The organism is Streptomyces sp. NPDC059853, assembly GCF_042731495.1.
Taxonomy (GTDB): domain Bacteria; phylum Actinomycetota; class Actinomycetes; order Streptomycetales; family Streptomycetaceae; genus Streptomyces.
The window spans coordinates 22,846-34,655 of the sequence record NZ_JBHWJL010000022.1 but is presented as its reverse complement, the minus strand read 5'-3'; the positions used below and the strand labels follow the sequence as shown (position 1 = coordinate 34,655).

At 68.9% G+C, this 11,810-nt stretch carries 12 protein-coding genes and 2 tRNA genes; 7 read left to right on the top strand and 7 right to left on the bottom strand.

The genetic code is table 11. The features are described from left to right. The coding region (locus ACFV5N_RS04495; protein ID WP_385593932.1) for a PAS domain-containing protein at nt 1–2,465 on the bottom strand (2,465 nt) is incomplete at its 3' end. Nucleotides 2,466–2,557: 92 nt separating this feature from the next. Then, a complete protein-coding gene (locus ACFV5N_RS04490) occupies nt 2,558–2,947 on the bottom strand; it encodes an SSI family serine proteinase inhibitor (RefSeq protein WP_385593929.1) in 390 nt (129 codons plus the stop codon). A 141-nt stretch (nt 2,948–3,088) separates the two neighbouring features. Here ACFV5N_RS04490 and ACFV5N_RS04485 point away from each other — a divergent pair. Together ACFV5N_RS04485 and ACFV5N_RS04480 are read left to right on the top strand one after the other, a co-directional pair. Then, nucleotides 3,089–3,181: transfer RNA gene (locus ACFV5N_RS04485), tRNA-Ser, on the top strand. 127 nt (nt 3,182–3,308) lie between these two features. After that, nucleotides 3,309–3,381 (top strand) — tRNA-Arg (locus ACFV5N_RS04480). Between the two features lie 698 nt (nt 3,382–4,079). Here the strand turns inward: ACFV5N_RS04480 and ACFV5N_RS04475 are convergent. Both ACFV5N_RS04475 and ACFV5N_RS04470 read right to left on the bottom strand, forming a co-directional pair. Beyond that, nucleotides 4,080–5,315, bottom strand: coding sequence for a helix-turn-helix domain-containing protein (locus ACFV5N_RS04475; protein WP_385593927.1), 1,236 nt, complete (start codon nt 5,313–5,315; stop codon nt 4,080–4,082). Further along, complete coding sequence (locus ACFV5N_RS04470; RefSeq protein WP_093843881.1) at nt 5,296–5,610, bottom strand: putative quinol monooxygenase; 315 nt, start codon at nt 5,608–5,610, stop codon at nt 5,296–5,298. The genes ACFV5N_RS04475 and ACFV5N_RS04470 overlap by 20 nt, the downstream gene beginning before the upstream one ends. Before the next feature lie 214 nt (nt 5,611–5,824). Here ACFV5N_RS04470 and ACFV5N_RS04465 point away from each other — a divergent pair, with 214 nt between their 5' ends. The 3 genes from ACFV5N_RS04465 to ACFV5N_RS04455 are packed head-to-tail and all read left to right on the top strand — an operon-like array spanning nt 5,825 to nt 6,836. Beyond that, nucleotides 5,825–6,223 carry an ATP-binding protein gene (locus tag ACFV5N_RS04465; RefSeq protein WP_385593924.1) on the top strand — a complete coding sequence of 133 codons (399 nt, stop codon included), beginning with the start codon at nt 5,825–5,827 and terminating at the stop codon, nt 6,221–6,223. Continuing rightward, nucleotides 6,217–6,573, top strand: a complete 357-nt coding sequence (locus ACFV5N_RS04460; RefSeq protein ID WP_385593922.1) for a hypothetical protein — start codon at nt 6,217–6,219, stop codon at nt 6,571–6,573. The genes ACFV5N_RS04465 and ACFV5N_RS04460 overlap by 7 nt, the downstream gene beginning before the upstream one ends. After that, on the top strand, nt 6,570–6,836 hold the full coding sequence (locus ACFV5N_RS04455) for a hypothetical protein (protein ID WP_385593920.1): 267 nt from the start codon (nt 6,570–6,572) through the stop codon (nt 6,834–6,836). Before ACFV5N_RS04460 ends, ACFV5N_RS04455 begins: the two co-directional genes overlap by 4 nt. A 177-nt stretch (nt 6,837–7,013) precedes the next feature. Here the strand turns inward: ACFV5N_RS04455 and ACFV5N_RS04450 are convergent, their stop codons facing one another. Together ACFV5N_RS04450 and ACFV5N_RS04445 are read right to left on the bottom strand one after the other, a co-directional pair. Further along, nucleotides 7,014–7,481, bottom strand: a complete 468-nt coding sequence (locus ACFV5N_RS04450) for a very short patch repair endonuclease (RefSeq protein ID WP_385593935.1) — start codon at nt 7,479–7,481, stop codon at nt 7,014–7,016. Between the two features lie 317 nt (nt 7,482–7,798). Next, the gene (locus ACFV5N_RS04445) at nt 7,799–9,085 is read right to left on the bottom strand and encodes a DNA cytosine methyltransferase (protein WP_385593917.1); all 1,287 of its coding nucleotides are present in this window, start codon (nt 9,083–9,085) and stop codon (nt 7,799–7,801) included. A gap of 121 nt (nt 9,086–9,206) precedes the next feature. On the opposite strand from ACFV5N_RS04445, the gene ACFV5N_RS04440 reads away from it, so the two are divergent. Further along, entirely contained in the window at nt 9,207–10,040 is an 834-nt protein-coding gene (locus tag ACFV5N_RS04440) for a GIY-YIG nuclease family protein (protein WP_385593914.1), read from the top strand. A gap of 315 nt (nt 10,041–10,355) precedes the next feature. Further along, nucleotides 10,356–11,096, top strand: a complete 741-nt coding sequence (locus ACFV5N_RS04435; RefSeq protein ID WP_385593911.1) for an HNH endonuclease — start codon at nt 10,356–10,358, stop codon at nt 11,094–11,096. Nucleotides 11,097–11,100: 4 nt separating this feature from the next. On the opposite strand, the gene ACFV5N_RS04430 is transcribed toward ACFV5N_RS04435, so the two are convergent. Continuing rightward, a partial coding sequence (locus tag ACFV5N_RS04430) for a TIGR03620 family F420-dependent LLM class oxidoreductase (protein WP_385593908.1) occupies nt 11,101–11,810 on the bottom strand: 710 nt, incomplete at its 5' end.

Below are 11,810 nucleotides of genomic sequence, written 5' to 3'. Positions count from 1 at the left end.
GGATTGTCCAGCGGCTCCGGCGGCAACTCGTCGTCGGCCGGAGCCGGCACCCGCGGGGCCGCCCCCGGGCGGCCCTCGGTGACCTCCACCGCGCCGCCCGGGCCGTCCAGCGGCTCCGGGCCCTCGGCGGCACCGGCCGCCGGGGCGCTGATCGCGAACTCCCGGCCGCCGCCGGTGACGTTCTGCGCCGCCTGCCGCGCGGCACCGACCGCCCGCGCCTCCGGCATCGGCCCGGCGACCGGGCCGGGCTGCGGGACGTCGGCGGCCTCGTCCGGCGGCGCCGCCAGCTTGCGGCGCCGGCCCGGCTGCGTACCGCCGGTACCGGTGCCCTGCGCCGGGGTGTGGACGGGCACGCCCTGGCCGAGCGTCTGCACGCTCACGGCCGAGCGGGCGTCGGGCTTGCCCGCCCGGTCGCTGCCCGGCATCGGCAGGGCACGGGGCTGCCGCACCGGCAGCGCGTTCTGCGGGGCGCTCCCGTTCAGGATGGGGCTGGCCGCCACCACGGAGTGCTCCACGGGCTGCGGTTCCGGCTCGGCCTCGGGCTCGGGCGCCGGGGCGGGCGCCGGACCCTGCTGCTGGGCGGGCGGTTGCTGGGCGGGCAGCGGCGGCTGCGGCTCCCCGGGGTTGGCCCGGCGGCGGCGCCCGGTCGGCGCCTCGGCCGGCCCGGCGGTCGCCTGCTGCGGAATCTCCGGCTCCGGCCCGGCGACCGGCTCCACCGGCGGGGTTGGGGCCAGCGCGCGCCGCCGCCGGCCGCCCGCCGTCTCCGGCTCCTCGACCACGGCCTCGGCCGCCGGAGTCGTGGACGGGCCGGGCGGCAGCTCCAGCGCCTCGCCCTGCCGCCGCCTGCGCCCGCTCGGCGCCTGGTTCCCGGCCGCCCCGGCGGCGTCCTTGCCCTGGGTCCCGCGCGCCGGCTGCGCCGGCACCGGCATCACCGTGGTGTCACCGCCCGCGTCCCGGCCCGCGCCCACACCGGTGCCCACGGCCTGCGGCGCGGACGCCCCGTCGCCGCCCGACACCGGCACCTCCAGCACATACGCGCTGCCGCCCGCGCCCGGCACCTCGTGCGTCTGCAACACCCCACCGTGCTGGCGCACGATGCCGCGCACGATCGGCTCGTGCACCGCGCCGCCGCCCGCGTGCGGGCCGCGCACCTCGATCCGTACGACATCACCGCGCTGCGCCGCCGCCACCACGATGGTGGCGTCCCCGCCACCCACGCCGGAGCGCCCCGTCGCGTCCACCCCGGCCACATCGGCGATCAAATGCGCCAGCGCCTGCGCCAGCCGCTCCGGATCCACCTCGGCGTCGATCGGCGGCGCGTGCACGGCGAACTGCGCCCGGCCCGGGCCGATCAGCTCGGTCGCGCCCTCCACCCCGGCCGCCACGACCTCGTCCAGCGACACCTTCTCCAGCGCCAGCTTCTCGCGGCCCTCGTCCAGGCGCTGATAGCTGAGCACGTTGTCGACGAGCGTGGTCATCCGGGCGTACCCGGCGGCCAGATGGTGCAGCAGCTGGTTGGCCTCCGGCCACAGCTGCCCGGCCGGATCGGCGGCCAGCGTGGTGAGTTCGTTCCGCAACTGCTCCAGCGGGCCGCGCAGGCTCTCGCTCAGCACCGACTGCAACTGCAGGTGGCGGGCGGCGAGCGCGTCGTACGGGCGCCGGTCGGTGAAGGTCAGCACGGCGCCGACCAGCTGCTGCCCGTCCCGTACCGGCGCGGTGGTCAGATCCACCGGCACGGCGCGGCCGTCCTTGGTCCACAGCACCCGGCCGCGCACCCGGTGCTTGCGCCCGGAGTGCAGCGTGTCGTGCAGCGGGGTCTCCTCGTACGGCAGCGGGGAGCCGTCCGCGCGGGAGTGCTGGATGAGGGGGTGCAGCTCCTGGCCGCCGAGCTGGCTGGCCCGGTGGCCGAGGATCTGGGCGGCGGCCGGGTTGACGAGCACGATCCGGCCCGCCGTGTCGACCCCGATCACGCCCTCGGAGGCCGCGCGCAGGATCATCTCGGTCTGCCGCTGCTGGCGGACGAGTTCGGCCTCGGTGTCGAGTGTGCCGGACAGATCCCGTACCACCAGCACCAGCAGTTCCTCGCCGGAGTAGTCGTCGGCGAAGGCCGCCTCCACGGCGGAGGCATAGTGGGCGTGCCGGTTGTTGAGCCCGGCGCTGGTCACCTCGACCGGCAACTCGACGCCGTCCGTGCGCCGCGCGACCATGCGGGTCGGCTTGGTGCGGGCGGTGGGGTCCTCCTCGGGGCGGCGCATGGAACCGGGGATACGGCGCGGATCGAAATCCGGGACGATATCGAGCAGGCCGCGCCCGATGAGGGGTGCGCCGGGGACCTCGAGGGTCTCCATCGCGATGGCGTTGGCGTTGACGACGGTGCCGTTGCCGTTCACGAGCAACAGCGCGTCGGGCAGCGCGTCGAGTATGGCGGCGAGGCGAGCAGCGCCTCTCGCTGGCCTGCTGCTCACGACGTCGTTCCTCCCTAGCCCGTGCCAGTCGTTTCAGGGGGAGTCTACGGCCAGCGGTCCCCGGCGCGGTGGTCCGTTCGTGGAAGCGCTGTTCAGGAGTGGTCGCCGGCCGCGGGCAGCGCGGGGACGAGCGCGTCCCAGCGGGCGATCTGGCAGCCGTCGGTCCGGCTGAAGTCGGCCGCGACCGTCTCCCCCCGCCACACCCCCTCCACCCGCGCGGTGGCCGGCCCGCCGTACACGCGGGTGCACAGCGTCCCCTCGGCGAGCGGCGCGAACGGCGCGTCCGCGGCCTCCAGGGCGGCGCAGGCGCCGGCGGCGTCGGGGTGGTCCCCGCCGGCCGGGCCGCAGCTGAGCCGGTACACACCGTCGGCCGCGCCGAGGTCGCGCACGGTGATGGTCAGCTCGTGCGCCGGCTGCGGCGCGGGCGCCGCCCCGGCGGCGAGCGCGGCGAGGACGAGGGCGGCAAGGGAACTGCTGTACATGGGGGTAGGCCTCCAGACTGGGCTCCGGCACGGACGGGGTCCCGCCCGCCCCCTGCTAACGCCCGCGCGCCCGGTTCGTTGCGGGACGGATTGGCTGAGCACACCGGGGCTGTGGCATCATGTGCGACGCACAGTGTGCGAGGAGGCTTCGCCTAGTCTGGTCTATGGCGCCGCACTGCTAATGCGGTTTGGGGTGACCCCCCATCCCGGGTTCAAATCCCGGAGCCTCCGCCACCGCCCCGGTCCCCGACCGGGGCTTTTGGCGTATACGGGCAGGTCAGCACCCTCGCGGAAGCGGATTTCCCCCTCGGCCGCAGGTCATGTAATGTTGTCCCCGCAAGCCGGTCCCCACGGACCGCAGGCGCTCGTAGCTTAACGGATAGAGCATCTGACTACGGATCAGAAGGTTGCAGGTTCGAATCCTGCCGAGCGCACAGCGAAGCCCCCGCCGATCACCCGGCGGGGGCTTTCTCGTGCTGTACGGAAAAGTCAATCGTCCGGCCCTGGGTGTGGCCGCTCCTGGATGTGCCCTTCCGCTCTGTGTCACTCCTGGCGCTGGGCCGAGCTTTCCAGGTCGGCCCGGTGATCGGCGGGTGCACGAAGGTCGTCGGCGGGCTGAAAGCAGAACAAGAGGATCAGGATCAGGGGCCACGGCCGCAGAGAGAGCCGACGGGTGATCTCTCGTGAGGTGGTGAACAGGTCGGCGATGAGGACGGGCGTCGTCCGAGTGTCCCGGCCGTCCTCCGAGGCGAGGAGATGGTGGCTGCAAACAGTGGGATTGGCTGGCGCGGGCCCCGCTGAGACGTCGCGTGCCGTGACAGTTCTGGCTGTGACGTTCTGCGGCCGGCTGGCGTGACCACGCTCGGGACTGGGCCGAGCCGAGCCAAGGCGTGCGATGCGAGCGGAGTGGCGTAAGCGGGTCGACATGGATGCCTTCCTCTCAGACATTGTGAAAGCGCCGCGACATGACCGCGAAGCCGCCGGTGCCGACCGGGCTTGAATCGAACCCCACCCGGTGGCTTCTGGCGTGCTCCCGCATCGGTCCGCCTGGCCGTGCGCCTCCTCACGGATGTGAGGAGGCGCACCCTGACCATAACCACGGTAGCCCGTACATGAAGTACTGTCTAGTACTTCATGTACCAGTTCGCATTTCTTGTACGCCCAACTCCCTTGCCAGTGCTCGGAGCTGGTCGGACGGCAGCGGGCTCATGGCCACGAGATCGGCGACGAGCTGCTTGACGGCGGGCTTCGCGCGGAACATCTCTGGCAGCAACTCGCGCACGTTGCTGAGGGAGTTGACCGCGTTGTCGATCTGGCGGCGTTGGGCATGGGCTTTGGCGAGGTCGATGCCGAAGCGTGCCTGTCGTTCCGAGGACAGGCCGGACGGGTCCACGCTCTCGGCGGCGCGCAGGGCTACTCCGGCGTCGCCCAGGTCGACGGCCACGGCGACTTCGTGGAGCGCGACATTGGTCGGGCCGAACTCGGTGTTGTAGTCGTTGCGTCCGTCGCCGATCCGATCGGCTAGCTCCTTGGCCGCCCGAAGGTGCGTGTATGCCTCGTCGGCGTGGTTGAGGCGGCCGGCGGCGAGCGCACGCTGAAGGATGAGGGCGCCGCGCAGCGCGATGGCTTCTGGTTCGCCGCCGTCGGCCAGGGGAGCAAGCGCGTCAGCCGCACTGCCGGAGACCTGGGCGGCTTGGTCGTACTGGCGTGCGCCGAGGAAGACGATTGACAGTCTGAACTCGCCGGCCGCCATCAGCAGCGGATCTCCTGCCCGCTCAGCTGCGACGACGGCGCGGTCGACAGCGATCCACGCCGCTTCGGGCTCTCCCATGTTCGCGAGGGCCGCACTGCACGTGTGGTACATCGAAGCCAGCAGCCGGAAGAGTCCGGGGCGTTCTTCCTCGCTGCTGGCACGAGTGGCTGACTCCAGTCGCGGAACCAGACCTTCGAGCAGCTCCGCCAGGTCCGCGTAGTTGCCCTCGTGTGTCAGCGACCAAGCCCGGTCGACATCGGTGCGCAGAGCGGGGATGTCCGGCGATTCCGGCTGGCCGAGGATGGCCTTCAGGGAGTGCGCGGAGCTGAGCACGAGCCGGAGATGGCTCGCACCGGGCGCCTCGTGCTCCGTCACCGACGCGACGATCGGAGCCTCGGCGGCCAGCTCGGCGACCGGCAGGTCCAGGACCTCGGCCACCTTCTCCAGGACCGTCATCCGGTCGATGCGGCGCACGCCCCGTTCCACTTGGGAGACCCAGGCTTCCGACCGGTCCAGCAGGCCGGCGAACTCCTTCTGCGACAGCCCGCGCCGTTTGCGGTTGAACGCGATCTTGCGACCGAGGGTCTTCTCGTAATCAGTGCTCAACGTCCACACCCTTGCCGGACACGAAGTCCAGGCGGTCGACCTCGGTCGAGGCGAGGTACTGCTCCCGCTCGGCGAGGAAGGAGCGCACGTAGTCCTGCGATTCGTGGGTGTCGAAGGCGGCCACGTCGCGGTACAGCTCGTAGAAGATCCGCTCCAGCGGCCGGCCGTCAACACGGTGCACGGTGTAGATCACCGTTCCCGGCTCGTTCGCACGAATCTGCTCCCCGGTCCGCGCGACCAGTTCATCAAACGCAGCGGCTGCGGCCTCGTCCTTGCAGGTGAACCGCACCATCAATCCGAACATCGGGGTTCCTCTCTCGTCGACGTACGCGCCGGGCATCGCGCCACCGCGCACGCTATGCGGGCATCACTCGCACGAAAAGTGCGATCTCGTACTTTTGCAACGCACATTTTGGGTACGGTGCTAGTACTAATTCTACGTGTCACTGCGGTCGGTGTCATCAGAACGCACGAATCGGTGCAAGAAACCGCAGGTCACCAAGGATGAAGGAGCGCTCATGCCGACCCATCGACGCACCTTCCCAGGGCTACCTGAAGAAGTCAGCCGTGCCCGTCACTGGATCCGGGAGATCCTCGGCGGTCACCCCTGCACGCAGGACGCCGAGCTGATTGTCACGGAGCTCAGCGCCAACGCCATCACTCATACAGACAGTGCAGGCGCTGCCTTCCGCATCGCGGTGACCCGCGCCGGAGACACGGTGAAGATCGCCGTCACCGATGCTGGTGGCGCCCACCGCCGCCCGCACATCGAGCGCCAGGACAACAGCTCCCCTCACGGCCGAGGTCTGTTCCTCGTCTCCGCTTGCGCGTCGACCGTCGACATCAGAGGTGACCATCACGGCCACACCGTGACCGCTGAACTCACCGGCAAGCCGACCGGCACCCGCCCATGCTGATCACCACCAAGGCGCTGCCGCTCCAACTCGGCACAGGATTCTGGTGCGAGGCCATTGCCTACACCTCCAACGGCTCTTCCGCGCACTGGCTGGGCTCGGCCCCTTCCTCGACGGCCCGGATCGCGATCCGGTGGCTTCGCTGGAGGGCCGGCCACATCAGCGACCAGCTGGACCCGCCGGCCGCGTATCCGGTGCGGTGCTGGCTAGCGGACCAGGCCGAGCACGAGCGGGCCCTGGAAGTTCTGGTGAGCGGGGATCTGTACACGCTGACGATCCCGGACGGCGCGGTGCGCTATCTGCTGTCCGCCCGGCCGGCGAAGTGCACGCCCTTGCCGAGGCGAGCATGGTGAGCGAGCACGAGTACCAGCACGAGCAGCTCTACCAGTACGAGATCACTGCCGCCATGAACCATGTGGTCCGCGCCTGCCACGAGATCGCCCGCGAGCACAGCCACCGCGGCTTCTGGACTCCCCACACCGATCCCGGAGCCGACTTGCACATCGACCTCATCGAAGCCGCTCGCCGCGACATCCTGACCAAGCTCCAAGTGGTCGTCACCGCAGCCGAACGTGTCGCCTACGACATCGAGCAAGACCGCCAACGGTCTCGGTGAGCCTCCGCCTCTTCTGCGAGTTCAAGGCCGCCCACCCTGCGGAGCGTAGGCCCGGCCAGTGGCCGGGCCTACGCTCTTGTCTTTGCCCCGCTCTGGTCCGAACGCTTCCGTCTGCGCTCAAGCGCTCTCCACAACCACGGCTTTTCAGCACGGGTGGCCATCAGGAAGGCGGACTCATCAACAATTTCCCCCCAATCGTTGGCGAATGGCCTCGGTTACTCGGTCAGCCGCTACTTGGGGGTCCTCATGTTCCCAGACCCGTACGACTTCCCACCCTTCAGCTCGTAGCGCTGCGTTCATCTCAATGTCTCGGGCCCTGTTGTCTTTGATCTTCTCTGTCCAGAACTCGGACCGTTTGGTGGATGGCCTGTGGTGTTCTGGGCAGCCGTGCCAGAAGCAGCCATCAACGAACACGGCTACGCGAGCCTTAGGGAAGAGGACGTCGACCGTCCCGCGCGACTGGGGTAGCGGTTTCGTCTCAACCCGAAACCGTAGCCCCCTGCGGTGCAGGGCCGAGCGGAGTAGCCGCTCTGGCTTTGTGTCCCGGCCCTTGTTGGCCTTCATTACCGCACGGGTTTCCGGCGATGACGCCCAAGAGTCCGGCGGGACTTTCTCCGTGGTCGCGAGGCCAGCGGAATGGGCCATGGTCCAGGCGGTCTTGAGGTTCGCGGCGCGAGTCGCTCCATCCACTTCGCCCACGTGACGTTCACGCGTCCGTCCGTCCTCAGACCAGCGAAGGTAGGCATGGATGCGCCGACGTTTGCCGTAGAGGCGTAGCGCGATTGACGCGCGAGCGAAGCGGCCTTCCCCGACCCTTACCGCACGCATGCGCGCACCGCCGGCAGCACGGTCCTGCTCGGCTGACCGGGTGCGCTTGGTCATCCCAGCCTTGGGCTTCCAAGCCCGATCGGCGGGAATACTCTCCCTCCAGCGTTGCCCGTGGTCACTCGTGGACGCCATCATCACCGCTTCTCAGCCGCAGCCAGAGCGTCTGCCACAGCCCTGGCAAAGGTCGCACCGAGCTTGACGGGGACCGCGTTGCCGAGCTGCCGCATCTTCTCGCCACGCGGTCCCTTCAGCACCCAGTGATCGGGGAAGGTCATAACACGGGCGGTTTCGCGGACGGTCATGTATCGGTAGCCGGTTCTGTCGTACTCGGCATCGTCCAAACGCATCACCGACTCACCGCCGGGCACACCGTGGACGCCAGCCTTTACGGTCTTCGCCGGACGGTCGAGGAGGTTTGGTGTGTGCCCGGGGTATGTGCGAGCACCGGGCCATCCGACGTGATCGGGGACGTCCCCGACCTGCCGTTTCGAAGCGAGGGCGTCCTCGGGAATGGGTGGCAGTGCTTTGCCTTCATTCTCGTCGACTCCGGCGAGGGCGTCCCTGAGCGTGCGCCAAGGCTTGAGCGACATCTTGCGCTGAACCTCCTCGTCTGAAGTATCCAGCTCCGGCAGGTTCTCAATGGTCCGTTTTCGGATGCCATCTTCGACATTGTGCCGATCCCAATATGGTCCTCCGTCACGCATGGAGTGGATCATTGCCTCGTAGGAGTACTCTTGTAGCGGGCGGAAGGCTTCCCAATCGACGTTGAGGTCTGCGCGAAACGCCACAATGATCACCCGCTGCCGGATCTGTGGTACGCCGAAGTCAGCCGCGTTAACAGGGATGTGCGTGACTACGTAGCGCTTGGATCGGTCACCCTCCTCGTTGGCGATGGCCTTCTCCAATTTCTCATTGTGCTCCTCCCAGGTGGCGTTCTCAGGCCTGCCCAGGAAGGGTAGCGTCAGCTCCCGCTTGATGTATTCGAAGTAGGGGGCGAACGATGGGCGCAGGAGACCGCGAACGTTTTCACAGATGATCGCCTTTGGCTTGAGCTCTCGAATGGCGCGGAACATCTGGGGGAACATGTTCCGCTCGTCTTCGTCGCCCCTGTGCACGCCACCGAGGCTGAATGGTTGGCAGGGCGGACCGCCAGCCAGGAGGTCAACCGGCTCCCGCACCTCCTTAGTGAAGTCGACAGTGCGAACATCGCCCTCGACCAGTGGCCACGGCTCAGGCAGCCGATCGTCTTGTGCCTCCCTCAGCGGATTGGCTCGGATGGTCTCGCACGCTCGCTTCGCGAACTCGTTGACCAGCAACGGGCGAAAGCCCGCCGCGTGCACGGCCATGGCCAGCCCTCCGCCGCCGGCGAACAGCTCGACGCACGTACCCACCTCGCGGCGTTCTTCTCGCAGCTCAGACATGTGAGAAGCGTACCGCGGAGTTGTTGATCATTGTATCCACCTCCCCTGCCTCTTCACTCATCACTACTGGATCACCCGATAGAGTTACGGTGCGTACTCTTCCAGGGAGGTTGCTTGCCTCATGGCCAGCCGGTTTAGCAGTCAGTTCCGCCTGAGCATCACCAAGGCCCTCGGGGACCAATTGGCGGAGGCACTTAGCAGTCTGGATCGTGCCCCCCTCACTCGGCAGAATCTCGACCTACTTGAGGAGCAGGCCGAGTCCGAGCGGCTGAGTAGTCGATCCGGGGTCTACCAGCTGTACCGTGGCGACGGGCTCGTCTACGTGGGGAAGGCTGACAAGCCGCTGGCCTCACGGCTGGGTAACCACCTTCGGAAGATCTCGGGCCGACGCAACATTTCGATAGACCAGATTTCGTTCAAGTGCTTGTATGTGGCTGAGGACTTCTCGGCGGTCGCACCGGAAAAGCTGCTGATCAAGAAGTACAAGGCCGACGGCGGCGCCCCTTGGAACACTAACGGCTTTGGCAACAAGGACCCGGGACGCAATCGCGACCGCACCGTCCTGAAAGCTAACCACTTCGACATGCTGTTTCCGGTAGACCTGGTGCGGCCTGTGGAGGGGCTGAAACCAGGCGAGCATTCTCTCTGCGATCTCCTGGCCGTGATCAAGGAAGGACTTCCCTACAACTTCCGATACCAGGAGAAACCTCGGTTCGAGGAAGTCTCGGTCACCGTGCCATTGGCCGAGATGTCGGCTGATGAGGTGTTCCGCCTCGTGAGTGCTCACCTGCCTGGGGCATGGCAGATCAGCGCGCTCATGGGGTACGTGATCATGTACGACGACAAGCGCGTGGGCTACCCCAGCGCCTGGCGCTACTACCGTGGCGGGGAGATCGTGGACCACGAGCCAACGGCCAAGCCCGCCGACGACGAAGAGCCGGACGAAGACGCCTGACGCCGCCAGGCGCGGAAGACGGGTCGGAGGAATACGGAGAACCCATCGCCGGAGTTCCTTGGTCGTAGTTGGCCGCAGCTATCGCTAACCCTCCGCTGAGCGAGGAGAGATCATCATCTTCGGCTCAGGGATTTGAGAATCACCGACTATGAAGCAGAAGATCGCACGGTCGAGTCCTTCGATCGCAGTGAAGCCTTCGCTGATCACCTGACTGGGACTCTTTCTCTGATCGGAGGCCGCAGGGGCGGTGATCTGTCAGGCGCGGCGTGATCGGGCGGTGTTCACGCGTGCGGTGGGGACGCCGACTTCCTCGCCGTGCTGCGCCGCGAGGCGCGGGAGTCGCTGGCGCTCGGGCACCCGACGGACGCACTGCGGGACGCCGCGGTGCGCTCCGTGCCGGGCATGGTCATGAAGAAGTTCCCGAACGTGGGCGGCGCGGCGCTGCCGGTGCCGTTCTACCGGGTGGCGGGCCGTGGCCGGAACCGGACGGTGGTGCTCACCCCGGAGATGCGGGACGTTGCCGTGGCGGAGCACATCGCGGGGCTGCGGGCCGAGAACCGGGCCCGGCTGTCCATCGTGGAGGCGTCCTTCGATTCCGGGATCGGCCGTGGCCTCGTGGCGGGCGGTGTGGTCGCTGACCTGGACGGCGGGGTGCTGCGGGACCGGCGCCGCCGGCGGTCGGTGGCGCGGGTGGACGATGCCGTGCGCGGGTTCCAGCACGGGCGGTGCCTGCTGTGCTGGGAGCCCTTGGCAGACGGGCAGGAGGTGGCCATCGACCATGTGTTCCCGTTCGCCCTCATGGACCGGCATCGCAGTGTCGCGCCGTGGCGCGGGCCGGATCTGGACGCGGTGTGGAACCTCGCCCCCGCCCACCGGCAGTGCAACGCGGCGAAGTCCGCCCGGCTGCCCACCCCGGCGGTCCAGGAGCGGCTGATGTTGCGGAACGAGGCGATCATCGGGTCGCCCTATCCGCTCAGCAGGGCCGTCCGGGGGGTCAGGGACGCGTATGGGGGGTGGCCCGCGCTGTTCGTGGCCGTGCTCGGGGCTTATGGGTGAGGGGTCAGAGCAGGGCCTCGGCCAGGGTGTGCCACTGGGGGAGGGGGATCTCGGTGTCGTCCCGGGTGACCACGTTGAGGGCGACGTGGTCGGCGCCCGCCTCGTGGAAGGTGGCGACCTTGGCGCGGATGGCGTCCGGGGTGCCGAGGGCGAAGACCTCGTCCAGCAGGGCGTCCGAGCCGCCGTTCTCGAAGTCGGGGGCGGTGAAGCCGAGGCGCTTGAGGTTGTTGGTGTAGTTGGGGAGGGCCAGGTAGCGGGAGAGGTAGCCGCGGGCGGTCTCGCGGGCGCGGGTGTCGTCCTCCTCCAGGACCACCTTCAGGTCGGGGGCGAGCAGGGCGTCCGGGCCGAGGGCCTCGCGGGCCCGGGCCGTGTGGGCCGCCGTGACCAGGTACGGGTGGGCGCCGGCGGACTCGGTGCGGGCCAGCTCCAGCATGCGCGGGCCGAGGGCGGCCAGGACGCGGCGGTCCTTGGGGACCGGCGGGGTGGCCTCGTCGAGGGCGGCGAGGAAGGCGCGCATCGCGGAGTACGGCTTCTCGTAGCGTTCGGTGAGGACCTCGTGGCTGACGCCGAGGCCGAGCAGCAGCCGGTCGTCGAAGGCGGCGCTGACGCGGCTGAAGGCCTGGGCGACGTCGGCGGGCTCGTCGTTCCAGATGCTGAGGATGCCGGTGGCCACGACGATGCGGGAGGTGGCCTCCAGCAGCGGGACCGTCTCCC

What these genes read in the sequence shown, in the direction of transcription:
- ACFV5N_RS04465 (WP_385593924.1), top strand. Translation starts at nt 5,825, where the DNA reads ATGCCGACCCATCGACGCACCTTCCCAGGGCTACCTGAAGAAGTCAGC.
- ACFV5N_RS04470 (WP_093843881.1), bottom strand. Translation starts at nt 5,610, where the DNA reads ATGTTCGGATTGATGGTGCGGTTCACCTGCAAGGACGAGGCCGCAGCC.
- ACFV5N_RS04450 (WP_385593935.1), bottom strand. Translation starts at nt 7,481, where the DNA reads ATGGCCCATTCCGCTGGCCTCGCGACCACGGAGAAAGTCCCGCCGGAC.
- ACFV5N_RS04445 (WP_385593917.1), bottom strand. Translation starts at nt 9,085, where the DNA reads ATGTCTGAGCTGCGAGAAGAACGCCGCGAGGTGGGTACGTGCGTCGAG.
- ACFV5N_RS04440 (WP_385593914.1), top strand. Translation starts at nt 9,207, where the DNA reads ATGGCCAGCCGGTTTAGCAGTCAGTTCCGCCTGAGCATCACCAAGGCC.
- ACFV5N_RS04490 (WP_385593929.1), bottom strand. Translation starts at nt 2,947, where the DNA reads ATGTACAGCAGTTCCCTTGCCGCCCTCGTCCTCGCCGCGCTCGCCGCC.
- ACFV5N_RS04460 (WP_385593922.1), top strand. Translation starts at nt 6,217, where the DNA reads ATGCTGATCACCACCAAGGCGCTGCCGCTCCAACTCGGCACAGGATTC.